Source organism: Pseudoalteromonas shioyasakiensis (assembly GCF_001550135.1).
In the GTDB taxonomy this organism is placed as follows: domain Bacteria; phylum Pseudomonadota; class Gammaproteobacteria; order Enterobacterales; family Alteromonadaceae; genus Pseudoalteromonas; species Pseudoalteromonas shioyasakiensis.
Map to the genome: position 1 here is coordinate 393,853 of NZ_LRUE01000024.1, position 21,534 is coordinate 415,386.

The following is a 21,534-nucleotide window of genomic DNA, read 5'->3' on the forward strand; positions in this document are numbered from 1 at the left end:
AATGGCTATAAAAAAACATTTGGCAGTTTCAAGTTTATTAGGTGCTAGCTTTGCAGCCCTAGGCCAAAACTCCTTTATTGTAGATGATTTAAAAGTTGAAGGCTTACAGCGTGTTGCACTGGGTGCAGCGTTAACGCATATTCCGATCAACGTGGGCGATAATATTGATGAGTACACAATTTCTAGAACCATAAAGGCTCTCTATCGTTCAGGTCACTTTGACAATATTAAAGCATTACGTGATGGCAACAGTGTTATCTTCCGAGTGACTGAGCGCCCAACGATCAGCATGATCGAATTTGATGGCAATAAAGACATCAAAGATGAGCAACTTAATGAGTCGCTAGACCAGCAAGATATCCGTACTGGTGAGCCGCTTGATAAAACGGTTCTTGATAACATTGAAAAAGGCTTAGTTGAATTCTTCCACAGTATTGGTAAATACAATGCAAAAGTGGATGTAAGCATTACTAAGTTACCGCGTAACCGTGTAAAACTTTTATTCAAATTTGATGAAGGTGACGCAGCGTCAATTCGTCAAATCAACTTGGTTGGTAACGAGCTTTTCTCAGATGAAGAGCTACTTAAATTAGCCGAGTCTCAACAAGATTTGCCTTGGTGGCAGTTCATGTCGAGTGACCGCTACCAAAAGCAAACTATCGAAGGCGATTTAGAGAAAATTCGTAGTTACTACTTAGACCGTGGTTACCTACGTTTTAATATCGATTCGACACAAGTATCAGTTAGTCCTGAGCGTGATTCTGTTTATGTAACAGCAAATATCACCGAAGGTGTTAAATACAAAGTGAAAGGCTTTGACTTTATTGGTGACTTGTTAGGCCGTGAAGAGCTTATTAAGAGCGTTATCCCGCTAAAAACTGGCGAGCTTTATAACGGCTCTGTGGTGACATCATCAGAAGAGTTTATCAAAAGCTACTTAGCACGTTTTGGTTATGCCAATGCTGAAGTACGTACCATCCCTGAGATTGATGACGAAAACAAAGAAGTTCAATTAACGCTTTCTGTTAATCCGGGCAAACGTGTTTATGTTCGTCGTATTATTGTGGGCGGTAACCAAAATACTTCTGATGAAGTGGTTCGTCGTGAAATGACACAGCTTGAAGGTGCGTGGTTATCAAACCAAAGCCTTGAGCGCTCTAAACTGCAAATCCAGCGTTTACCTTACATGGAAAGCGTTGATTTTAATGTTGTGCCAGTACCAGGTGTAGATGACCAAGTTGATGTAGATTTCACTGTGAAAGAACAATCTGCAGGTAGCTTTAACGCAGGTCTTGCTTATGGTTCTTACTTGGGTCTGCAATTTAACATTGGTGTGAGTGAATCAAACTTCTTAGGTACCGGTAACCAAATTGGTTTCAACATTAATACCTCACGTGGTTCTGAACGTATTAGTGTGTCTTATACTGACCCTTACTTTACGCCAGATGGTGTATCGCAAGGTAGTAGCATCTTCTACAGTAACTATGATGCAAGTAAATTCAGCCTAATCGACTATAAATCGAAGAGTTATGGTATTGGTACAAACATTGGTTTCCCAATCGATGCAGTAAACCGTATTAACTTTGGTGTTCGTTGGGTGCAAGAAGAGCTGTCTGATATTGCAGAATATGAGCAAACACGTGTTATTCGTGAAACATTCTTAGACCCTGAAAATCCAGACGCAGGCTTTGACTTTACTAAGTACGAGTTAAGCGCAGGTTGGTCACGTGTTACTGTTAACCGTGGTTTATTCCCAACAGCAGGTTCGCGCCAATCTCTTAACTTAACTGCGACAACGCCAAACTCTGATTTACAGTACTTTAAGCTAAATTATGACTCGCGTTTCTACTGGCCAATCAGTAATGACCACCGCTGGGTGTTCTCAACGCGTGCGGCACTTGGTTACGGTAATGGTTACGGTACAACCAATGGTTATGACCAAACACTGCCGTTCCAAGAGTTCTTCAGAATTACTGAAATGGAACTACGTGGCTTTGACCGTAATACGATCTTACCACGTGCCGTATCACGTTTTCCGCAAAGCATTCCTGGTACACCATTACCTGATGGTACAACAACAGGTAGCATTGGTGGTGCATCAGAATTTGACCAATTACAAACAGCAGGCCGAATTGGTGGTAATGCCAAAGCGGTAGCAGGGATGGAGCTTATTGTTCCAACACCTTTCTTAGATGAAGAAAACACCAGCTCTGTACGTACTAGCTTCTTCGTAGATGCTGCAAACGTATGGGATACAGAGTTTAATATTGACCGTTATCAAAACCTTTCAACAGATGAACGTGCAAAATTGGATGATTACTCAGATCCGATGCGCTTTAGGGTTTCAACCGGTCTTTCTCTACAATGGATCTCTCCGATGGGTCCAATGCTGATCAGTTTTGCGTATCCATTGCAAAAAGAAGAAGATGACGATACGAAGACCATCAGCTTTAACATTAGTAATACATTCTAAAGGAGTTTTTTCGTGAATAAATCAATTAAATCAACAGCTTTTGCACTACTTGCTACTTTATCTATGGGTCTATCTACTAACGCATTCGCGCACAAAGTAGGTATCGTTGATATGCAAGAAATCTACAAGCAAATCCCACAAATGGCTAAAGTAGAGCAAACTTTAGAAGCTGAATTCTCAGAGCGTCGTCAAGAACTAGAAAAACTTCAAGGTGATATCCGTTTTGAAGCTGAAAAGTTCAAGCGTGAAGCAACAACGATGAGCGATAAGCAAAAAGAAGAATTACGTACTAAGATTCAAGGTATGCAGCAGCAACTTGCTGAAAAAGGTCGTCCTTTAGAGCAAGAAATCAAAATGCGTCAAAACCAAGAACTAGCTAAAGTTCAAAAGCTAATCTTAGATGCAATCGAAGAAGTAGCGAAAGCTGGCAAATTCGATGAAGTTAAAGTTAAAGAAACAACGATTTATGTTAACCCTAAAACTGTCGATGACTTATCAAGCAAAGTTGTTGAAAAAGTAAGTAAGCAATAGAAATCATATATGCAAAACTACACGCTTTCGCAGATAGCGGATCTTCTGGGCGCCGAGCTTCAAGGTGACGGCGCCACAGAGATTAAAAAAATATCTACACTTGCAAATGCCCAACATGGGCATATTGCATTTTTAGCGAACAAGAAATATCGCTCGCAATTAGAAGATACTCAAGCAAGTGCGGTGATTTTATCACCAGCAGATGCTGAGTACTTTTCGGGTAATAAGCTCATTGTTGCTAATCCTTATGTTTGTTACGCCAAACTTGCTCAGCTAATGGATACCACACCGCGCTCAGCAGTGACGGGTATTCACCCAAGTGCAGTCATTCACGATTCAGCCTCTATTGGCGATAATGTCGCGATCGCCGCCAATGTGGTGATCGAAGCGGGCGCTGTAATTGCAAACGATGTGCAGATTGGCCCAGGCTGTTTTATTGGTGAGCACGCAAAAATTGGCCAAGGCACTAAGCTTTGGGCAAATGTAAGCGTTTACCATGAAGTAGAGATTGGCAGCGACTGTTTATTCCAAGCTAATACGGTAGTGGGCAGTGATGGTTTTGGTTACGCTAACGAGCGTGGCGAATGGGTGAAAATACCGCAACTTGGCCGAGTAATCATCGGTGATAAGGTTGAGGTAGGCGCGTCTACTACAATTGACCGTGGTGCGCTAGACGATACTATCATCCATAGTAATGTAATTATCGATAATCAATGTCAAATAGCGCATAATGTTGAGATCGGTTCGGGTACAGCGGTTGCTGGTTGTACGGTATTTGCTGGCAGCACAGTGATCGGTAGGAATTGTCAGATTGGCGGTATGGTTGCAATTAATGGTCACATTAGCGTATGCGATGGTGCTATAATCACCGGCATGAGTATGGTGACTAAGGCAATCACAGAACCTGGAATTTATTCTTCAGGCTTGCCACATCTAACCAACAAAGAATGGCGACGTAGTATTGCCCATATCCGTAACCTTGGCGATATGAAAGACCGCATTAAAGCACTTGAGTCACTGACTAAGTCACTCAATATTGAAGACAAATAAGGATGCTATTTTGGCAAATGAATTAAATAGTCTTGATATCCAGGATATCTTGAGTTTACTTCCGCATCGTTACCCGATGCTACTTGTTGACCGTGTACTTGATTACACGCCAGGCGAGTCGTTACATGCGATTAAAAATGTAACAGTGAACGAACCTATTTTTACGGGTCATTTTCCTAATCAACCTATCTTTCCAGGTGTGTTGATTTTAGAAGCAATGGCTCAAGCAACTGGCTTACTTGGTTTTAAGACAGTTGAAAATCGTAGCGATAACGAACTATATTTATTCGCAGCGATCGACAATGCGCGATTCAAACAGCCGGTATTACCTGGCGATACTATGCATTTGCATGTAGAGTTTGTAAAAGAGCGCCGCAATATATGGAAATTTGCAGCAGAAGCAAAAGTTGACGGCAAAGTAGTGTGTACTGCCGAAATCATGTGTGCGAGAAGAGAGTTTTAATAGTGATCCATCCTACGGCGATAATCGAACCAGGTGCAAAACTTGGAAATAACGTATCAGTTGGCCCTTACAGCTATATCGGTAACGATGTAACTATTGGTGATAACTGTATCATCGAATCTCATGTGGTTGTAAAAGGCCCATCGACGATTGGTTCTGGTAACCATATTTTCCAATTTGCTTCGGTTGGTGAAGCTTGCCAAGACAAAAAGTATGCGAATGAGCCAACGACTTTGATCATTGGTGACAACAACGTGATCCGTGAGTGTGCGACAATTCACCGTGGTACGATTCAAGACCAAGGTGTAACAAAAATTGGTAGCAACAACTTATTTATGGCTTACACACACGTTGCACATGATGCAGTTGTGGGCGATAACGTTATTTTTGCTAACAATGCCTCTGTAGCTGGCCACGTACACGTAGGTGACTGGGTGATCCTTGCAGGTAATTCAGGTGTTCACCAGTTCTGTAAAATTGGTTCACATGCCTTTGTAGGTATGTACTCAGGCGTTAATAAAGATGTACCGCCATTTGTAACTACTATTGGTACGCCGGCAGGCCCTGTAGCAATCAATACTGAAGGCATGAAACGCCGTGGCTTTGAAAGCGATGAAATCATGGCAACACGCCGTGCATATAAAACGCTTTATCGTAAGAGCTTAGGTGTTGAAGAAGCAATCGCTGAGCTAAGTGAAGATGCTGCGAAGTACCCAGCTGTTCAGCTGATGATAGACTTCGTGAAAAGCTCAGAGCGCGGAATTATTCGCTAATCATAAGCGAACTTCTATAAAAGCCACCGTAAGGTGGCTTTTTTGTTTTTATACTCATTCGCTTAATTAGGTAACTTGATATAGTTCAGGTTTTGCTAAGTCAGTGCTTGCTATCTTCATGGCAAAAAAGGATCTAGTAATATGAATAAACTCATCATTTTTGCATTGTTAAGCTTAATTATAAGTGGTTGTAGTAGTGCGCCTTCGGTATCTAAAGGAGCAATAGAAAAAGGCAAAGCCAGTTATTACGCTGATAAATATCATGGCCGAACGACAGCAAGTGGTGAGGTGTTTAATCAACAGGCATTGAGCGCGGCTCATCAAACGCTTGGTTTTGGCAGCAGAGTAAAAGTTACTAATATTGCTAACAATAAAAGCGTGATTGTTACCATTAATGACCGCGGCCCATTTATCCGCGGTCGTATTATCGACTTATCAAAAAAGGCGTTTTCACAAATTGCCTCAGTCAAGCAAGGTGTGATTGACGTCACCGTTGAGCAGCTCGATTAAAAACGGGTAATAAGTTCTACGTAGTCGGCCTCATTAGCCATTAATTCAGCATGACTTGCAAGGGCTCTTACATGTCCTTGCTCTAACCAAATAACCTTATCAACACGACTTAGCATTGCTGGGTCGTGAGTAATGGTCAGCATGGTTTTATCTGCCCATATTTTCTCAAGTGTAGTCAGCAAGTTTTGCTTAGTGTGATTATCTAGGCTCTCTGTTGGTTCATCAAGAATGATTAAATTACCTTGCCTTAATAGAGCTTGGGCAATGGCAATACGACGTGACTGACCATGAGAAAGCTTTCTGCCTGCTGTTCCTAAGCGGGTATTAAGGCCTGCTTTTAAGTTCTTAAGCCAAGAGCCAAGTTCAGCTTGTTCACAGGCCTCAATAAGCATTTCATCTGTCGCATCAAAAGCTGCATAGCGAAGATTTTCACGTAGCGTGCCATCAAAAATATGATGCTGCTGGGCAACTATCGTTAGCTGCTTAAAGCGTGTTGCAGTGCTCAAGCTTTCAAGTTCAAAGTTATCTTGCTTGGTGGTGAGCTTTAATGAGCCTGATTGCAGCGGCCAAAGGCCCGTGAGTAAGTTAACTAGAGTGGTTTTGCCACTGCCACTGGCACCGACTAGAGCAACTTTACTGCCGGGTGTAATCGCAAAATTGATATTGCTAAGGGCTTTACTTTTTGCCCCCAAGTATTGGTAATTGACCTCGCTTAGCTCAAGACCAAGCCCTGATTTGTCAGCTAATTGGTTTGCTAGCTGATCATCTAAGTTGTTTGGCTTTTCGGCTAAGCTGCTGTGTTTATCTTCAAGATCAAACAGTTGCTTTGCGGCACTTAAAGTAAGCGGCAATTCAATAAATGCCGTAGGCAGGGTGAGCACGGTTTCAAAGCTTGCTAATACAAATAACGCGAGCATCGCCAGTTCAACGTTTTTCATAGTCCCCATTGTAACCAGTGGAATTATCATAAATACACTGGCCAGCATGGTGAGTTGGATCACCAAAGTGCTTAAACCATTACTGTTTGCCACGGCTTTGTGGCGATTATAGAGCTGGTTGTTGTATTGTTTACTGAGTGAGTCACAATGCGCTAATTGCGCCGCCTGTGCTTGATATACAGCAAGCTCTCTGGCACCTGATAGTGTATCGGCAAGTTCAGCTCTTAACTCGGCTGAAAGTTGGGTTTCGGTATCCGCTTGTTGATGAAGCTTATGGCTTAACAATGCGGGAAGCAGCACGCCAATAATCATCAGTGAAGTAAAGCAAACTAATGCAACCTCAGCGTTATACATGGCCATGAAGGCCATTACGATAGGAATGCTGATCAAGGCGACAATAATCGGCAGCAGCACATTGAGGTAGAATTTATCCAGCGCATCGACATCATTCTGTAGCCGGTTAAATAAATCGCTACTACGACTCATTGCTAAGTCAACATTGTTTAGTTGGCTCAGAGTCTTGAACATGTTTACGCGAATTTCGCTCAGCAATAAAAAGGTAGCATTATGAGTTATCATCCGCTCACCGTAACGAGACGCTGTGCGCACGATAGCTAAAAAGCGGATCACTCCAGCAGGGGTAAAGTAATTCATCTGCACACCCGCAATGCCCGCCGCTGCCATAGCTGCTAAAAACCACCCAGATATAGCGAGCAAGCCCACATTAGCGAGAACCGTTAAGCTTGCTAAAAAAGCCCCTAAAAGCAACATGCCAGTATGAGGTTTGCACAGTTTTAATAGACGTATAAAGTTATGCATGGGCGTCACCATGGCTTACCAGTTTAGCAAAAAGGCCCGCTTGCTCAGTCAGTTGCTGGTACTGACCAGATTCAACAATGTGACCTTGTTGCATAACGTAAATCTTATCGGCGTGTTTAACCGTATTCAGTCGGTGAGCAATAACCAGCACTAAATGGTCTTTTGCATACTCTCGGATAGCTTGATTGATTAAATGCTCTGTTTGGCTGTCTAAGTGAGCGGTAGGCTCATCTAACATCAGCACTGGGGCATTCTTCAAAAATGCACGGGCAAGGGCTATGCGCTGCTTTTGCCCACCAGAGAGGCCTTCGCCTTGTTCACCGAGCAAGGTGTTAAAGCCATCAGGTAAGGCTGTAATAAATTCAAGTGCACCTGCTTTACTCGCTGCTTCATCGAGTTCTGCTTGGCTTGCATCAGGTTTAGCTAAACGCAGGTTCTCTGCAACGGTCCGATAAAATAACGTGGCTTGCTGTGGGATCCACGCCAGCTGTGCTTGCCAATCAGCTAATACCGTATCACTCAGTGGTTGCCCGTTAATGCTAATGGCACTATTGGCCTGATGATGAAAACCTAATAGGCAATCAAACAAGGTACTTTTACCCGAACCACTTTCACCTACAAAGGCAATTAAGCCTGTGCTTGGCAGGGTTAGGTTGATATCAGTCACCCCCTCGTTTGTTTCTGGGTAGTGAAAGGTAAGTGCATTCAGCTGTATGTCTTTTAGCGGTAACTCAAGTTTAGATGACCCGACATGTTCATCAGCATCGCTTTGATTGATTATGTCGACCATATCAGCAGCGGCGCTGATCCCTTCAAGTTTTGCATGATAGTGAGTACCCATTTGTCGAAGTGGTAAGTAAAACTCAGGGGCCAGTAGTAACACCACAAATCCAGTGGCAAAATCGAGCGTTCCAAAAAACAATCTAAAGCCAATGATCACAGCAACAAGGGCGACACTAATGGTGGCTAAAAACTCAAGGGCGAAAGACGATAAAAAGGCAACTTTCAATACCCCCATAGTAGCACCACGGTAATCATCAGAAATCTGACTGATGCTATTTAGCTCACGCTTGGTTGCATTAAAGAGCTTGAGTTGAGTCAGTCCTTGTACTCGGTCAAAAAAGTAATTACCAAGTACCGCGAGTTGTTGCCAACGTTCTTGGTTTAATTGCTCCGCTTTATGGCCCACTAAAATCATAAAAAAGGGGATAAGCGGGGCTGTTAAAAGGAAGATGAGGCCTGCTTTGTAATCGGTTGGAAAAATCACCACCAATATCGCTAATGGAATAAGCGCGCTATAAGCCACACTCGGAATGTAGTTTGCGTAATATTGATGCAGTGCTTCCACCCCATTATGTAAGGTGTTAAGTGTTGCGCCGTGACCTTTTTGTTCACTGTAGGCTGGCCCAAGTTTGCTGAGCTTTTCTAGCAGTGTATTACGCATCACGTTTTTTATTTTTAATGCGGCGAGGTTACTTACGCGTTCACTTAGCGTAACCAACAAAGCACGAACTAAAATTAGCCCTGCCAGCGGCCATAATAATGGGCTTACGGCTTGCAAGTTTGCTTGTTCAAACATGACTCGATGAGCCGCGTTTGCAAGAAGATAACAAGAGGCAATCATTAATAGGGCGTTGAGTGTGCCCAGACTAATGCTTAATTTAAGAAGCCCTGAAGCGGACTGGCTATACTGCTTTAAAAAAGCGCGCAGCGTTTGCTGCTGCGCGCGATTTGGTCGGGGTTTAGTTGTCATCGGTGTTTTTGAGTCTCGCGTACAGCTCTAGCTCATCATCAGCAATCGAATCTTTATGTTGGTGAAATTCGTACCACATTACGTTGATCACCCCAAGTGTACAGGCTAATAGAACACCTAAAATCCAGGCAAAATACCACATATTTAAATCTCCTTAATAGCTACCGTGAGTGTTGTTTTCAATTTCACTAATCGTTACTTTGCGCCACATCTTCACATAACACCATGTTGTGTAGATAAGAATAAGTGGTACAAAAATAACCGCAGCGATAAACATCACGTTAAGTGTCATATGGCTCGAAACCGCATCCCACATAGTTAAACTAATATTTGGGTTGTTGCTCGAAGGCATCACAAACGGGAACATTGACATACCCGCTGTTAAAATCACGCCTGCAAGCATTAAGCTTGACGCAGCCAATGCCATTGCTGGTTTTTGTAATTTAGATAATACAATTGCCAGTGCCGCCATCACGAATGCAAGGGCAGGGAACAGCATGGTTAATGGCATTTTTGTATAGTTATCAAGCCATGCACCCGGTGCCTGAGTTACTGTTTTAGCAAGCGGGTTTGCAAAACCTTGAGTATCGCCCATGCTAACGATTTTATATCCGTCAATTTGCGATACCCACACACCTGCTAAAGCAAACAGCACAATAAACGCCATCAGTGCATATTGACCATATTGTGCTGAGCGTTTAGCAACCTCTGCATCAGTACGAAGTTGTAACCACATGCCTGCATGACCAACCAGCATTAGTACACTCACTAAGCCAACAACAATGGCAAACGGGTTTAATAAAGCAAAGAATGAACCTTGATAACTTACACGCAGTAGGTCGTCGATATGATAAGGCACGCCCAGTAATAAGTTACCAAATGCCACACCAAATACTAAAGCCGGAATAAAGCTGCCAGCAAATAGACCCCAATCCCAGTTATTACGCCAGCGCGGTGAATCTATTTTTGAGCGATAATCAAAACCAAGCGGTCTGAAAAATAACGCAAATAACACCAGCATCATAGCAAAGTAAAAGCCAGAGAAAGCGGCCGCGTATACCATAGGCCAAGCTGCAAACAGTGCACCCCCAGCGGTGATGAACCAAACTTGGTTACCATCCCAGTGAGCGCCAATGGTGTTAATAACTGTACGGCGTTCAACATCGGTTTTACCAACTAGGCGAAGCAAAATTGCCACACCCATGTCCATACCATCGGTCACTGCAAAGCCAATCAGTAAGACACCAATTAACAGCCACCAGATTAGTTTTAGTGTTTCGTAATCAAAAATCATGACTGAGCTCCTTGGCTTGCAAGTGAATCCGCTTTAGCAAGTTCATGGTGATATTTACCGGTATGAAGTGAGCTTGGGCCTTGTTTAATAAAGCGCAGCATCAGCCAGCCTTCAACCGCAGCAAGACCTGTATAGAAAACTAAGAAACCAGTAATACTAATCAATAAGTCATTCACCGTGAGTGACGAGGTTGCCAAGAAGGTCGGTAAAATTTCCGAAATTGCCCACGGTTGGCGGCCGTACTCCGCAACAATCCAACCAAACTCAATGGCAATCCAAGGCAGAGGAATACTCCATACCGCAGCCCATAATAACCAGCGCTTTTGTTCAATAATGCGGTGTGCGTTGTAATAAAATGCGAGGACGAATACACCAAGCATGATCACACCACAGCCAACCATGATTCTAAATGACCAGAACATAGGGCCGACTTGAGGGATTGAGTCTTTCACTGCTTTTTGAATGTGCTCTTCTGTTGCATCTACCACGTTAGGGGTGTAGCGCTTAAGTAGCAAACCATAGCCAAGGTCGTCTTTTAAGGTATCGAACTTTGCAATGTTTTCTGGTGTGTCTTCACCGCCACGAAGCTTTTCTAAGTATTCGTATGCAATCATGCCATTGCGAATACGTTCTTCGTGCTGCTTTTCAAGATCTTTAATACCCGTTACTTGCTCGTCAATAGAGCGAGTAGCAATGATGCCAAGTGCATAAGGGATTTTTACAGCGGCATGGGTGACTTGTTCTTCTGAGTCAGGAATACCAACTAAAGTAAATGCGGCAGGGGCTTCTTCGGTATGCCACTCAGCTTCAATAGTTGCGAGTTTGACTTTTTGCACTTCGCCAACTTCGTATCCAGATTCATCACCAAGTAAAATAACACAAAGAATAGACGCTAAACCAAACCCTGAAGCAACCGAGAACGAACGCTTAGCAAAAGCAAGGTCGCGACCTTTTAAGATGTACCAGCTACTAATACCAAGTACAAACATAGATGCTGCAACATAACCTGCTGATACGGTATGAATAAACTTAACTTGTGCAACAGGGTTAAATACTAATTCAGCAAAGCTAGTCATTTCCATGCGCATGGTTTGGTAGTTAAATTCAGCACCGACTGGGTTTTGCATCCAACCATTTGCTACTAAAATCCATAGCGCAGATAAGTTAGTCCCTAATGCCATTAAGAAGGTAGCACCTAGATGCTGACGTTTACTCAAACGCTCCCAGCCTAAAAAGAACATACCGACAAAGGTTGATTCTAAGAAGAAAGCCATTAAGCCTTCAATCGCTAGCGGTGCGCCAAATATATCGCCCACATAGTGAGAGTAATAAGACCAGTTGGTACCAAACTCAAACTCCATGGTTAGACCTGTCGCCACACCAATCGCAAAGTTAATACCAAACAACTTACCCCAGAACTTAGTCATATCACGATAAATTTCGCGACCTGTCATCACGTAAACGGATTCCATGATCACTAAAATCCACGTCATACCTAAGGTAAGGGGAACAAATAGGAAGTGAAATAGGGCAGTGATTGCAAATTGCAATCGCGATAGATCCACAAATGTTTCATCTATCATTGTTTAGCTCCTTGTTAGCGGGTGCGGTAGACACGACAAATATTGATTATGAAGTTTCAGTAATTATTGAAACTTTGTGAATATTAAACCTGTATTCATTTTAGTCAATAGGAAAATACGAAATAAAGATGAATAAGTCCTGCTCACCTTTTCTACAGATTAGAGATAAAGCTCTAAAGTTTCAAATATTTAATCGTTATAAAAAGCCGTTTTGCTATGGCTTATTTTATTCTTTTTTAAGCTCTTTTTAGATAGTGGCCAGTAAACCTGCAGGCTACACACGCAAATAAATGCTCAACCAATGAGCAAGTAGGCAGGCTAATTTCGATTTCTAGTATTTATTAACTCTGTGACATTTATCCGACTGCTAAAACACGGTAAACTCGTTTTTATTAGTGCCAAAAGTTGCGAATTATCAACGAATGAAAGAACAAACAAAGCCGTTACGTATTGCCTTGGTGGCAGGTGAGTTATCAGGTGATATTTTAGGTGAAGGGCTAGTAAAAGCACTTAAACGCCGTTTTCCGGATGCCATATTTGAAGGGATTGCAGGCCCGCGTATGCAAGCGGCTGGCTGTAAAACATTATTCGATATGGACGAATTATCTGTAATGGGCCTAGTTGAAGTACTTGGCCGATTACCGCGCCTACTAAAAATACGCAAACAATTGGTGCAGCATTTTATCGACAACCCACCAGATGTATTTATTGGTATTGATGCCCCTGACTTTAACTTACGTGTCGAAAAGCCGCTAAAAGAAGCGGGTATTAAAACAGTACAATATGTTAGCCCATCAGTGTGGGCGTGGCGCGAAAAACGTATTCATAAAATCAGTGCCGCCACTAATTTAGTGCTGGCACTTTTACCGTTCGAAAAAGCCTTTTATGATAAGCACGATGTACCTTGTACCTTTGTGGGTCATACTCTGGCTGATGATATTGCCCTTGAGCACGACCAAACCGAGGCTCGTAATCAGCTTGGTTTAGCACAAACAGATAAAGTGCTTGCATTACTACCAGGTAGCCGAGGTTCTGAAGTAGGGCTTTTAAGCGAAACCTACATTGAAACAGCGGCTAAACTTCAAGCGCAAAACCCTGACCTTAAAATTGTGGTGCCGTTAGTCAATGAAAAACGAAAAGCACAGTTTTGTGAAATTTTAGAAAAAACAGCCCCTGATCTAAAACTGCAATTATTGGATGGTCAGTCAAATCTTGCAATGCAAGCCGCTGATGCCATTTTACTTGCCTCAGGAACCGCAACGCTTGAAGGTATGCTGTACAAAAAGCCGATGGTTGTGGGTTATAAAATTAAGCCACTGAGTTACTGGATTTTCAAAACCTTATTCACTTTTAACATTAAGTATTTCTCGTTGCCTAATTTATTAGCCGATGAAGAACTCGTTCCAGAGTACTTACAAACTGAATGTAATGTTGAAAACCTATCGGCTGCGCTAACACCAATGCTTAATACTGATAACAGCGAACTAAAAGCGCGCTTTTTATCCATACATAAAGACATTAGATTAAATGCCAATGAACAAGCTGCAGCAGCAGTCGCGGAGTTACTAAATGCAAATTGAACGACCGAATGTTAATTATATTGCTGGTGTAGATGAAGTTGGCCGTGGTCCATTAGTGGGTGATGTTGTTACCGCAGCGGTAATACTTGACCCAAATAAGCCTATTGCAGGGTTAGCTGATTCTAAAAAGTTATCAGACAAAAAACGTCAATTATTAGCCGCAGAAATAAAAGAAAAAGCCCTGTGCTATGCTATTGGTCGTTGTAGCCCAACTGAGATTGACGAGTTAAACATTTTACACGCTACTATGCTCGCGATGAGTCGCGCGGTTGAAGGCTTAAGCGTAAAGCCTGAGTTTGTTTTTATTGATGGTAACCGAGTGCCTAGTCAGTTAGCTGTACCAGCACAGGCGGTAGTAAAAGGCGATAGCCTAGTTGAAGAGATTTCGGCGGCATCTATTTTAGCGAAAGTTGCTCGTGATGATGAAATGATTGAGCTTGATAAGCGTTACCCTGACTATGGTTTTGCTGGCCATAAAGGCTATCCGACTAAAGCACACTTTGCAGCGCTTGAACAATACGGTGCTATTGCAGAGCATCGTAAAAGCTTTAAACCTGTTCAGCGCATTTTGGCGTTAAAAGGAGAGCAACTGTAATGCCTGCGCCACAATTTGTTCACTTACGTGTTCACTCAGATTTCTCAATGGTGGATGGCCTAGCTAAAACTAAGCCAATTGTCGCTAAAGCAGAAGAGCTGCAAATGCCTGCGTTGGCTATCACCGATCAGATGAACTTATGTGGTTTGGTGCGTTTTTATGGCGCTGCCCATGGCGCTGGTATTAAACCTATTGTCGGCGCAGACTTTTGGTTAAGAAGCCCTGAATTTGAAGATGAACCTAGCCGAATTACCATCTTAGCGAAAGATAACGAAGGTTATAAAAACCTTACTTTATTGATCTCTAAAGCATACCAGCGAGGACATTTATTTCACCGCCCAGTGGTTGACCGTGAATGGCTGGTGGAGCACAAAAATGGCCTAATTTTATTATCTGGCGCTAAAGATGGCGACTTAGGTAAAGCCCTATTAAAGGGTAACCCTGGGCTTATTGAATCGGTTGTTAGTTTTTATAAGCAACATTTTAGCGATCATTATTACATTGAGCTTATTCGTACGGAACGTGCTTTAGAAGAAGACTATTTACACCTAGCTGTTGAGCTTGCTACAAAAGAGCAGTTACCTGTAGTGGCAACTAACGAAGTGGTGTTTTTAAAACCAGAAAACTTTGAAGCCCATGAAATCCGCGTGGCAATCCATGACGGTTACACCTTAGAAGATAAACGTAGACCAAAACGTTTTTCTGAGCAGCAATATCTTAAAACAGCAGAGCAAATGGCTGAGCTATTTAGCGATATTCCTGAAGCGTTAGAAAACACCGTTGAAATTGCTAAGCGTTGTAATGTGACCGTACAATTAGGAACTTACTTCTTACCAGATTACCCAACCGGTTCGCTAAAAATTGAAGACTTCTTGGTTAAGGTCTCTGAAGATGGCCTTGAAGAGCGTTTACAGTTTTTATTCCCAGATGAGCAAGAGCGTAAAGAGAAACGTGGCGAGTATGATGAGCGTCTGAAAATAGAGCTCGACGTAATCAACCAAATGGGTTTCCCAGGTTACTTCTTGATCGTAATGGAGTTCATTCAGTGGAGTAAAGATAACAATATTCCGGTAGGTCCAGGGCGTGGTTCTGGTGCTGGTTCATTGGTTGCTTATGCACTGAAGATCACCGATCTCGATCCACTCGAATTTGACTTACTATTCGAACGTTTCTTGAACCCAGAACGTATCTCAATGCCCGATTTCGACGTCGATTTCTGTATGGATAGGCGTGATGAGGTAATTGATCACGTAGCGGCACTTTATGGCCGTGACGCGGTATCTCAGATCATCACCTTTGGTACCATGGCTGCAAAAGCGGTTATCCGTGACGTAGGCCGTGTACTTGGTCACCCTTACGGCTTTGTTGATCGTATTTCTAAACTAGTACCGGGCGATCCGGGCATGACCTTGGCTAAAGCGTTTGATGTTGAGCCGCGTTTACAAGAAGCCTACGACGGTGATGAAGAGGTCAAAGAGCTTATTGATATGTGTCGCATCCTCGAAGGCTGTACACGTAACGCCGGTAAACACGCTGGTGGTGTTGTAATATCACCAACCACTATAACTGACTTTGCTGCTCTTTATTGTGATGATGAAGGTAAATTTCCGGTTACTCAATTTGATAAAAACGACGTTGAGACGGCGGGTTTAGTTAAGTTCGACTTCTTAGGTCTAAGAACACTCACCATCTTACAGTGGGCGCTTGATATGACTAACGAGCGCTTAGCCCGAGAGGGTAAAGAGCCGGTTGATATCAACGCTATTCCACTTGATGATAAGCCAAGTATTGAGTTACTGCTACGCGCCGAAACCACCGCGGTATTCCAGCTCGAATCTCGTGGTATGAAAGACCTTATTCGTCGTCTAAAGCCCGACTGCTTCGAAGATATGATCGCACTGGTAGCACTATTCCGCCCTGGTCCATTGCAATCAGGCATGGTAGATAACTTTATCGACCGTAAGCATGGCCGCGAAGAGTTATCTTATCCAGATGTGCAGTGGCAACACGATAGCTTGATACCCATTCTAGAACCGACTTACGGTATCATTCTTTATCAAGAGCAGGTAATGCAGATTGCGCAGGTACTGGCTGGTTATACGCTAGGTGGCGCTGACATGTTGCGTCGTGCGATGGGTAAGAAAAAGCCAGAGGAGATGGCAAAGCAACGTTCAACCTTCGAAGAAGGAGCTGTTAATAACGGAGTTGACGGCGAACTTGCAATGAAAATCTTCGACTTGGTAGAGAAATTCGCAGGTTATGGTTTTAATAAATCTCACTCAGCTGCTTATGCCTTAGTATCGTACCAAACGCTGTGGATGAAAACCCACTACCCAGCAGAATTTATGGCTGCGGTAATGTCGGCGGATATGGATAACACCGATAAAATTGTTACCTTGGTAGATGAATGTGAAAACATGAAACTGACCTTGTTACCGCCGGATGTAAATGCCGGTGAGTACAAGTTTACGGTTAATCTACAAGGTGAGATTGTTTACGGTATCGGTGCCATTAAAGGGGTTGGTGAGGCGCCTGTTGAAGCTATTCTAGAAGCCCGTAGCGAAGGTGGCCCGTTTAAAGACTTATTTGATTTTTGTGCCCGTGTTGACTTAAAGCGTTTAAACAAGCGAGTTGTTGAAAAGCTTATTTATGCCGGAGCGCTTGATCAACTTGGCCCAGATAAAACCCAACCTGGCCGTGCAACCTTATTAGCAAGTTTAAAAGATGCCATGCGAGCGGCCGATCAGCATCATAAGGCTGAGTCATTAGGGCAGGCAGATTTATTTGGATTACTTGCCACAGAGCCAGATGAAGTTGAACAAGCATTTATCAAAGCCACAGATTTAACCGACAATGAGTGGCTAGATGGTGAGAAAGAAACTTTAGGGCTGTATTTAACTGGCCACCCAATTAATCAGTATCGTAAAGAGTTAAAGCATTATACATCAGGAAGGCTGGTCGATTTACAACCCACTAACCGTGATGTGCAGTCAACGGCCGCAGGCTTAGTGATTTCTGCCCGTACCTTGATAAACAAAAAGGGAAATCGATGGGGTCTTGTAACTTTAGATGACAAGAGTGCCCGTATTGATGTACGCTTATTCCCAGAACAGTTTGAAATGTACCAAGATTTGCTGCAAGTAAACAATATCTTGGTAATATCTGGACAGGTCAGCTTTGATAACTTCTCTGGTGGCATTACAATGACCGCTAGAGACATATGCACCATTGCTGAGGCGCGAGAAAAACGTATAAAAGCGATTAAAATGACCTTGAATATGGTGCAGATCGAGGCGAACTTCTTCGATAATTTACAAAAAGTACTGGAACCTTATAAGTTTGGTACTTGTCCTATTAAAGTATTCTATCAACGTCCGGATGCGTTGGCTGAGATTACCTTAGGAACCGAATGGTGTGTTACGCCGAGTGATGACTTAATTCACAAGTTATCGCTGATGGCGGCGCAAGATGTAGAACTAGAATTTAATTAATTAGGTAGTTTAGAGCATGAGCCTCAATTATCTTGATTTTGAGCTTCCAATCGCAGAATTAGAAGCAAAAATTGAAGAATTACAAAATGTAAGCCGCGCTGGCGAATTAGACCTTGGATTAGAAGAGGAAGTCAGTCGATTAAAAGAGAAAAGTGCTGAAATGAAAGAGAAAATTTTCTCTGAATTAGGTGCTTGGCAGGTTTCTCAGTTAGCCCGTCATCCGTTGCGTCCTTATACTCGTGATTACATCGAGCGCATTTTCACGGAATTTGACGAACTAGCAGGCGACCGTACTTTTGCTAACGACCCAGCTATTTTAGGTGGTGTTGCACGTTTTGAAGGTCAACCAGTGATGGTTATTGGCCAACAAAAAGGGCGTGACACGGCTGAAAAAATTAAACGCAACTTTGGTATGCCAAAGCCAGAAGGTTACCGTAAAGCATTACGCTTAATGGAAATGGCTGAGCGTTTCAAAATGCCAATCATGACATTTATCGACACTCCAGGTGCATACCCAGGTGTTGGCGCTGAAGAGCGTGGTCAAAGTGAAGCAATTGCGCGTAACCTTAAAGTTATGGCCGCGTTAAAAGTACCAACTATCTGTACTGTTATCGGTGAAGGTGGTTCTGGTGGTGCATTAGCAATTGGTGTGGGCGACCGCGTTAACATGTTGCAATACAGCACTTACTCTGTAATTTCACCAGAAGGTTGTGCATCAATCTTATGGAAAAGTGCAGACAAGGCACCATTAGCTGCAGAAGCCATGGGTGTAACAGCTGCACGTGTTAAAGAGCTTGATTTAATCAACAACGTAATTGATGAGCCACTTGGTGGCGCACATCGTAATTACGATGCGATGGCGCGTAACCTTAAAAACCAACTTAAGCGTGACCTAGCTGACTTACAAGGCCTTTCACTAGATGAAATGCTTGATCAGCGTTACAAACGTTTAATGTCGTTTGGCTATTGCTAAACACAGCTTAAAATTGAAAAAAGCCGCTTTTGCGGCTTTTTTTGTTTTATAATGCCGATAACAAAGACGCTTGTATACTCATTGGTTTTAAATGCAAACATCAGATTTATACCACCATTTTTTAGCACAATTGCAGCCTTTGCTGAACGCTCAGCAAAGTAGCTTTAGCGTTGCCTTATCTGGCGGTGTTGATTCTGTTGTATTGTTACATTTAATGAAGCAAGCTCAACAGCAACACTCAGGACTTAAACTTGAAGCTGTGTATGTTAATCATGGTTTGAGCAAGTATGCTGATGAGTGGCAAGGGTTTTGCCAATCGCTGTGTGAAGAGCTCGATGTCGCATTTAAAGCGGTGCATGTTGAAATTTATGAGCGTTCGCGTACATCACTTGAGGCACAAGCAAGAGAGGCTCGGTACCAAGCACTCGACGAAAACTGTATACCAAGTAGTGTAATACTGCTTGGTCAGCACTTAAATGATCAACTTGAGACCTTCTTACTTCGTTTAAAGCGTGGTTCTGGCTTGCAAGGCTTAGCATCAATGCCACAAACGCGATTATTAGCGTCTGGGCGTGTATGTTTTAGACCGCTGATTAATATCACTCGTGAGCAAATTGAACAATTTGCCAGTGAATTTGCTATTACCCATATCACCGATGACTCAAATATTGATGAACGCTTTGACCGTAATTTTTTACGTCATCAGGTTATGCCGATTTTAACGGAGCGTTTTCAAGGGTTTGAAAAAAGTGCAGCGCGCAGTATTCGGCTGTTACAAAAGCAGCAATCGCTGCTCGATGAATATACTCAAAACGACCTTACACACTGCCAAAATTCACAGGGTGGTTTAAGCTGCGAGGCAATAGCGGGGTTTAGTAAGCCCAGACAAGCAAACCTTGTACGTGCGTGGCTGAATCAGTTTACCCATCAACTACCTTCAGAGAATCAGCTACAGCAAATTATTGAACAAGGCTTAACAGCAAAAGCCGATGCCCAGTTAAAAATTTGTTTGCAAAGCGGCGATGTTCGTCGGCATCAGCAACATTGGTACTTTGTAAAAGAGCAGGCAATACCTGAGGCGATGGATATAACTTTGCAAAGCGTTGAACTGACAGATGGCCGAAAACTAATAGTGAAAGCGGGCAAGGGTATTAGAAAACCAAAGCCAGATGAGCAAGTAAGGGTTGAATTTAATAAGCCACAAGCGCGTATAAAACCGTTGCATAAACCTGGCAAAAATACTTTAAAGCATTGGTTTAAAGATGCCAAAGTAGCTCCTTGGTTACGTGCGCAGACACCACTTATTTTTTATAACGATCAACTTGTGCAGGTAGTTGGCTACTTTATTAGTGAGCAGCACAGTGTTGAAGATGGAATTCTTTGGGAGACAATCTATGAGTGAACAACCACATGTTGGTTTATCACTAGTTAATAAGGCACCACTTGGCTTTGCGTTGTCGGTGCTAGTGGCTGTAATTGCTGGTTTTGCTTATGCAGAGCTGACAATAAATACACTTTTTTATGCACTAGCTGGCGGCTTAGTTTGCTCATTATTGCTGCTAGGTTACTGGTCAGGCAAAGGCGGTATTTTCTTTATTCTGGGCGTTCTTACGCCGCTGGCTTTAGTGATGGTATCGCCCCTTACCACCATGGCTGCCTTGCTTTACTTATTAAGCGGCTTCTTCGCTGGTTTTTGGTTAGTATTACTTGGTTATAAATTTATAAACAAAAAAGCCTAGCGGGGGATGCTAGGCTTTTACTCAATTAGTAAGCTCTTGCGCAGTTTCTTCCTGCAGCTTTTGCCTTATAAAGACCTTTGTCAGCACGGGCAAACACTTCGTTTTCGCAGTCTTGGTTATTGGCGAGTGTATAACCAATGCTTGATGTTACATCATATTGAGCCATCAACCCTGAGCTAGCAACCAAACTCATAATGCGATCAGCAATCACTTTATTAGTGGTAAATTCAGGGTCGTCGATTAATAATGCAAATTCATCTCCACCAAAGCGGAAAATAGAGTCAGTGCCGCGCACACTAGTGCGTAATACATTAGCAAATTCTTGCAGTACATCATCGCCAATTTTATGACCAAAGTTATCGTTAACTTGTTTAAAGTTATCTAAATCAAGCAGCATTAAACTAAATGGACGATGCTGACGGCGGCAACGTTCTAGCTTTTGTGCCAAGCTGTCATTAAATTGACTACGATTATTTAAGCCTGTTAAAGCATCTTTAGTCGCTAAACGTAATACGCGGGTGTACATAAGCGCATTACGTAATGGGTAAACGAGTGCTGTATGAAGCTGCTTTAATTTTGCTTCAATCGCTTTACCCATAGGGAACTGACTAAAATAAATTAACTGCCCTAAGCGTTCACTTTCGATATCTAAATCAAAAGAGTACGGTGTTTGACTGGTATCGCTGCCAGCACTTTGTGACACTCCGAGTGCAGATTGGAACTGTAATCCAGATAAATTGATCAGTTGTTTTGCGTGTTCGGCAAAAATTGTCAAAATCTCTTCGATTGATAACGTAGTTTGTAACCTTGCGACTAAATCGTGTGGACTATTTGTTTCATTTATTCGGTAATGCTCTGCCGAAAACGGCAGAAACTCGCCTCGCGCAGACACCCGCTGCGTCAAAATATGGACATTTTCCATGATAATTCTCCCCCCGGAGTGTTTAGATACTCATACTTAGCGAGATT

At 42.8% G+C, this 21,534-nt stretch carries 18 protein-coding genes; 12 read left to right on the top strand and 6 right to left on the bottom strand.

The window, feature by feature from the left end:
* Position 1 precedes the first annotated feature (1 nt).
* From bamA to PASHI_RS20780, 6 genes are all read left to right on the top strand, one after another.
* A complete protein-coding gene (gene bamA, locus PASHI_RS20755) occupies positions 2-2,473 on the top strand; it encodes an outer membrane protein assembly factor BamA (protein WP_062566886.1) in 2,472 nt (823 codons plus the stop codon).
* Between the two features lie 12 nt (positions 2,474-2,485).
* Entirely contained in the window at positions 2,486-3,004 is a 519-nt protein-coding gene (locus PASHI_RS20760) for an OmpH/Skp family outer membrane protein (protein ID WP_054553115.1), read from the top strand.
* 9 nt (positions 3,005-3,013) lie between these two features.
* Positions 3,014-4,054, top strand: a complete 1,041-nt coding sequence (lpxD, locus tag PASHI_RS20765; RefSeq protein WP_062566887.1) for a UDP-3-O-(3-hydroxymyristoyl)glucosamine N-acyltransferase — start codon at positions 3,014-3,016, stop codon at positions 4,052-4,054.
* A gap of 10 nt (positions 4,055-4,064) precedes the next feature.
* Complete coding sequence (fabZ, locus tag PASHI_RS20770) at positions 4,065-4,517, top strand: 3-hydroxyacyl-ACP dehydratase FabZ (RefSeq protein ID WP_054562040.1); 453 nt, start codon at positions 4,065-4,067, stop codon at positions 4,515-4,517.
* Positions 4,518-4,519: 2 nt separating this feature from the next.
* Positions 4,520-5,290 (top strand): acyl-ACP--UDP-N-acetylglucosamine O-acyltransferase, encoded by a 771-nt coding sequence (gene lpxA, locus PASHI_RS20775; protein WP_054553112.1) that lies wholly within the window; start codon positions 4,520-4,522, stop codon positions 5,288-5,290.
* A gap of 141 nt (positions 5,291-5,431) precedes the next feature.
* A complete protein-coding gene (locus tag PASHI_RS20780) occupies positions 5,432-5,800 on the top strand; it encodes a septal ring lytic transglycosylase RlpA family protein (protein WP_062566888.1) in 369 nt (122 codons plus the stop codon).
* On the opposite strand, the gene cydC is transcribed toward PASHI_RS20780, so the two are convergent.
* From cydC to PASHI_RS20805, 5 genes are read right to left on the bottom strand one after another with little or no spacing between them, the layout of a single operon-like run.
* Positions 5,797-7,557 (bottom strand): thiol reductant ABC exporter subunit CydC, encoded by a 1,761-nt coding sequence (cydC, locus tag PASHI_RS20785; protein WP_062566889.1) that lies wholly within the window; start codon positions 7,555-7,557, stop codon positions 5,797-5,799. The two genes, PASHI_RS20780 and cydC, sit on opposite strands and share 4 nt — an antisense overlap.
* Positions 7,550-9,310: a thiol reductant ABC exporter subunit CydD gene (gene cydD / locus PASHI_RS20790; RefSeq protein WP_062566890.1), complete on the bottom strand. Its 1,761-nt coding sequence runs from the start codon at positions 9,308-9,310 to the stop codon at positions 7,550-7,552. Before cydD ends, cydC begins: the two co-directional genes overlap by 8 nt.
* Positions 9,300-9,452 (bottom strand): cytochrome bd-I oxidase subunit CydX, encoded by a 153-nt coding sequence (gene cydX / locus PASHI_RS20795; RefSeq protein WP_054553108.1) that lies wholly within the window; start codon positions 9,450-9,452, stop codon positions 9,300-9,302. The genes cydD and cydX overlap by 11 nt, the downstream gene beginning before the upstream one ends.
* A gap of 12 nt (positions 9,453-9,464) precedes the next feature.
* A complete protein-coding gene (gene cydB, locus PASHI_RS20800; protein WP_055021939.1) occupies positions 9,465-10,604 on the bottom strand; it encodes a cytochrome d ubiquinol oxidase subunit II in 1,140 nt (379 codons plus the stop codon).
* Positions 10,601-12,187: a cytochrome ubiquinol oxidase subunit I gene (locus tag PASHI_RS20805; RefSeq protein ID WP_058586269.1), complete on the bottom strand. Its 1,587-nt coding sequence runs from the start codon at positions 12,185-12,187 to the stop codon at positions 10,601-10,603. The genes cydB and PASHI_RS20805 overlap by 4 nt, the downstream gene beginning before the upstream one ends.
* A gap of 422 nt (positions 12,188-12,609) precedes the next feature.
* On the opposite strand from PASHI_RS20805, the gene lpxB reads away from it, so the two are divergent.
* The 6 genes from lpxB to PASHI_RS20835 all read left to right on the top strand — a co-directional run bounded on the left by lpxB (position 12,610) and on the right by PASHI_RS20835 (position 20,565).
* Positions 12,610-13,767, top strand: coding sequence for a lipid-A-disaccharide synthase (lpxB, locus tag PASHI_RS20810; RefSeq protein ID WP_062566891.1), 1,158 nt, complete (start codon positions 12,610-12,612; stop codon positions 13,765-13,767).
* Positions 13,757-14,362 carry a ribonuclease HII gene (gene rnhB, locus PASHI_RS20815; protein WP_062566892.1) on the top strand — a complete coding sequence of 202 codons (606 nt, stop codon included), beginning with the start codon at positions 13,757-13,759 and terminating at the stop codon, positions 14,360-14,362. The genes lpxB and rnhB overlap by 11 nt, the downstream gene beginning before the upstream one ends.
* Positions 14,362-17,853, top strand: coding sequence for a DNA polymerase III subunit alpha (gene dnaE, locus PASHI_RS20820; protein WP_062566893.1), 3,492 nt, complete (start codon positions 14,362-14,364; stop codon positions 17,851-17,853). Before rnhB ends, dnaE begins: the two co-directional genes overlap by 1 nt.
* A gap of 16 nt (positions 17,854-17,869) precedes the next feature.
* Positions 17,870-18,826: an acetyl-CoA carboxylase carboxyl transferase subunit alpha gene (gene accA / locus PASHI_RS20825; protein WP_054553102.1), complete on the top strand. Its 957-nt coding sequence runs from the start codon at positions 17,870-17,872 to the stop codon at positions 18,824-18,826.
* A 91-nt stretch (positions 18,827-18,917) separates the two neighbouring features.
* The gene (tilS, locus tag PASHI_RS20830; RefSeq protein ID WP_062566894.1) at positions 18,918-20,228 is read left to right on the top strand and encodes a tRNA lysidine(34) synthetase TilS; all 1,311 of its coding nucleotides are present in this window, start codon (positions 18,918-18,920) and stop codon (positions 20,226-20,228) included.
* Positions 20,221-20,565 (top strand): hypothetical protein, encoded by a 345-nt coding sequence (locus PASHI_RS20835; RefSeq protein WP_062566895.1) that lies wholly within the window; start codon positions 20,221-20,223, stop codon positions 20,563-20,565. Before tilS ends, PASHI_RS20835 begins: the two co-directional genes overlap by 8 nt.
* 25 nt (positions 20,566-20,590) lie before the next feature.
* Here PASHI_RS20835 and PASHI_RS20840 read toward each other — a convergent pair whose 3' ends face one another.
* Entirely contained in the window at positions 20,591-21,487 is an 897-nt protein-coding gene (locus tag PASHI_RS20840) for a GGDEF domain-containing protein (RefSeq protein ID WP_054562029.1), read from the bottom strand.
* Positions 21,488-21,534 lie beyond the last annotated feature (47 nt).

Excerpts from the sequence above, each read along its gene's own strand:
- cydC (WP_062566889.1), bottom strand. The coding sequence starts at position 7,557 with ATGCATAACTTTATACGTCTATTAAAACTGTGCAAACCTCATACTGGC.
- dnaE (WP_062566893.1), top strand. The coding sequence starts at position 14,362 with ATGCCTGCGCCACAATTTGTTCACTTACGTGTTCACTCAGATTTCTCA.
- bamA (WP_062566886.1), top strand. The coding sequence starts at position 2 with ATGGCTATAAAAAAACATTTGGCAGTTTCAAGTTTATTAGGTGCTAGC.
- tilS (WP_062566894.1), top strand. The coding sequence starts at position 18,918 with ATGCAAACATCAGATTTATACCACCATTTTTTAGCACAATTGCAGCCT.
- cydD (WP_062566890.1), bottom strand. The coding sequence starts at position 9,310 with ATGACAACTAAACCCCGACCAAATCGCGCGCAGCAGCAAACGCTGCGC.
- rnhB (WP_062566892.1), top strand. The coding sequence starts at position 13,757 with ATGCAAATTGAACGACCGAATGTTAATTATATTGCTGGTGTAGATGAA.
- cydB (WP_055021939.1), bottom strand. The coding sequence starts at position 10,604 with ATGATTTTTGATTACGAAACACTAAAACTAATCTGGTGGCTGTTAATT.
- PASHI_RS20780 (WP_062566888.1), top strand. The coding sequence starts at position 5,432 with ATGAATAAACTCATCATTTTTGCATTGTTAAGCTTAATTATAAGTGGT.
- lpxD (WP_062566887.1), top strand. The coding sequence starts at position 3,014 with ATGCAAAACTACACGCTTTCGCAGATAGCGGATCTTCTGGGCGCCGAG.
- PASHI_RS20805 (WP_058586269.1), bottom strand. The coding sequence starts at position 12,187 with ATGATAGATGAAACATTTGTGGATCTATCGCGATTGCAATTTGCAATC.
- cydX (WP_054553108.1), bottom strand. The coding sequence starts at position 9,452 with ATGTGGTATTTTGCCTGGATTTTAGGTGTTCTATTAGCCTGTACACTT.
- PASHI_RS20835 (WP_062566895.1), top strand. The coding sequence starts at position 20,221 with ATGAGTGAACAACCACATGTTGGTTTATCACTAGTTAATAAGGCACCA.
- lpxB (WP_062566891.1), top strand. The coding sequence starts at position 12,610 with ATGAAAGAACAAACAAAGCCGTTACGTATTGCCTTGGTGGCAGGTGAG.
- PASHI_RS20840 (WP_054562029.1), bottom strand. The coding sequence starts at position 21,487 with ATGGAAAATGTCCATATTTTGACGCAGCGGGTGTCTGCGCGAGGCGAG.
- accA (WP_054553102.1), top strand. The coding sequence starts at position 17,870 with ATGAGCCTCAATTATCTTGATTTTGAGCTTCCAATCGCAGAATTAGAA.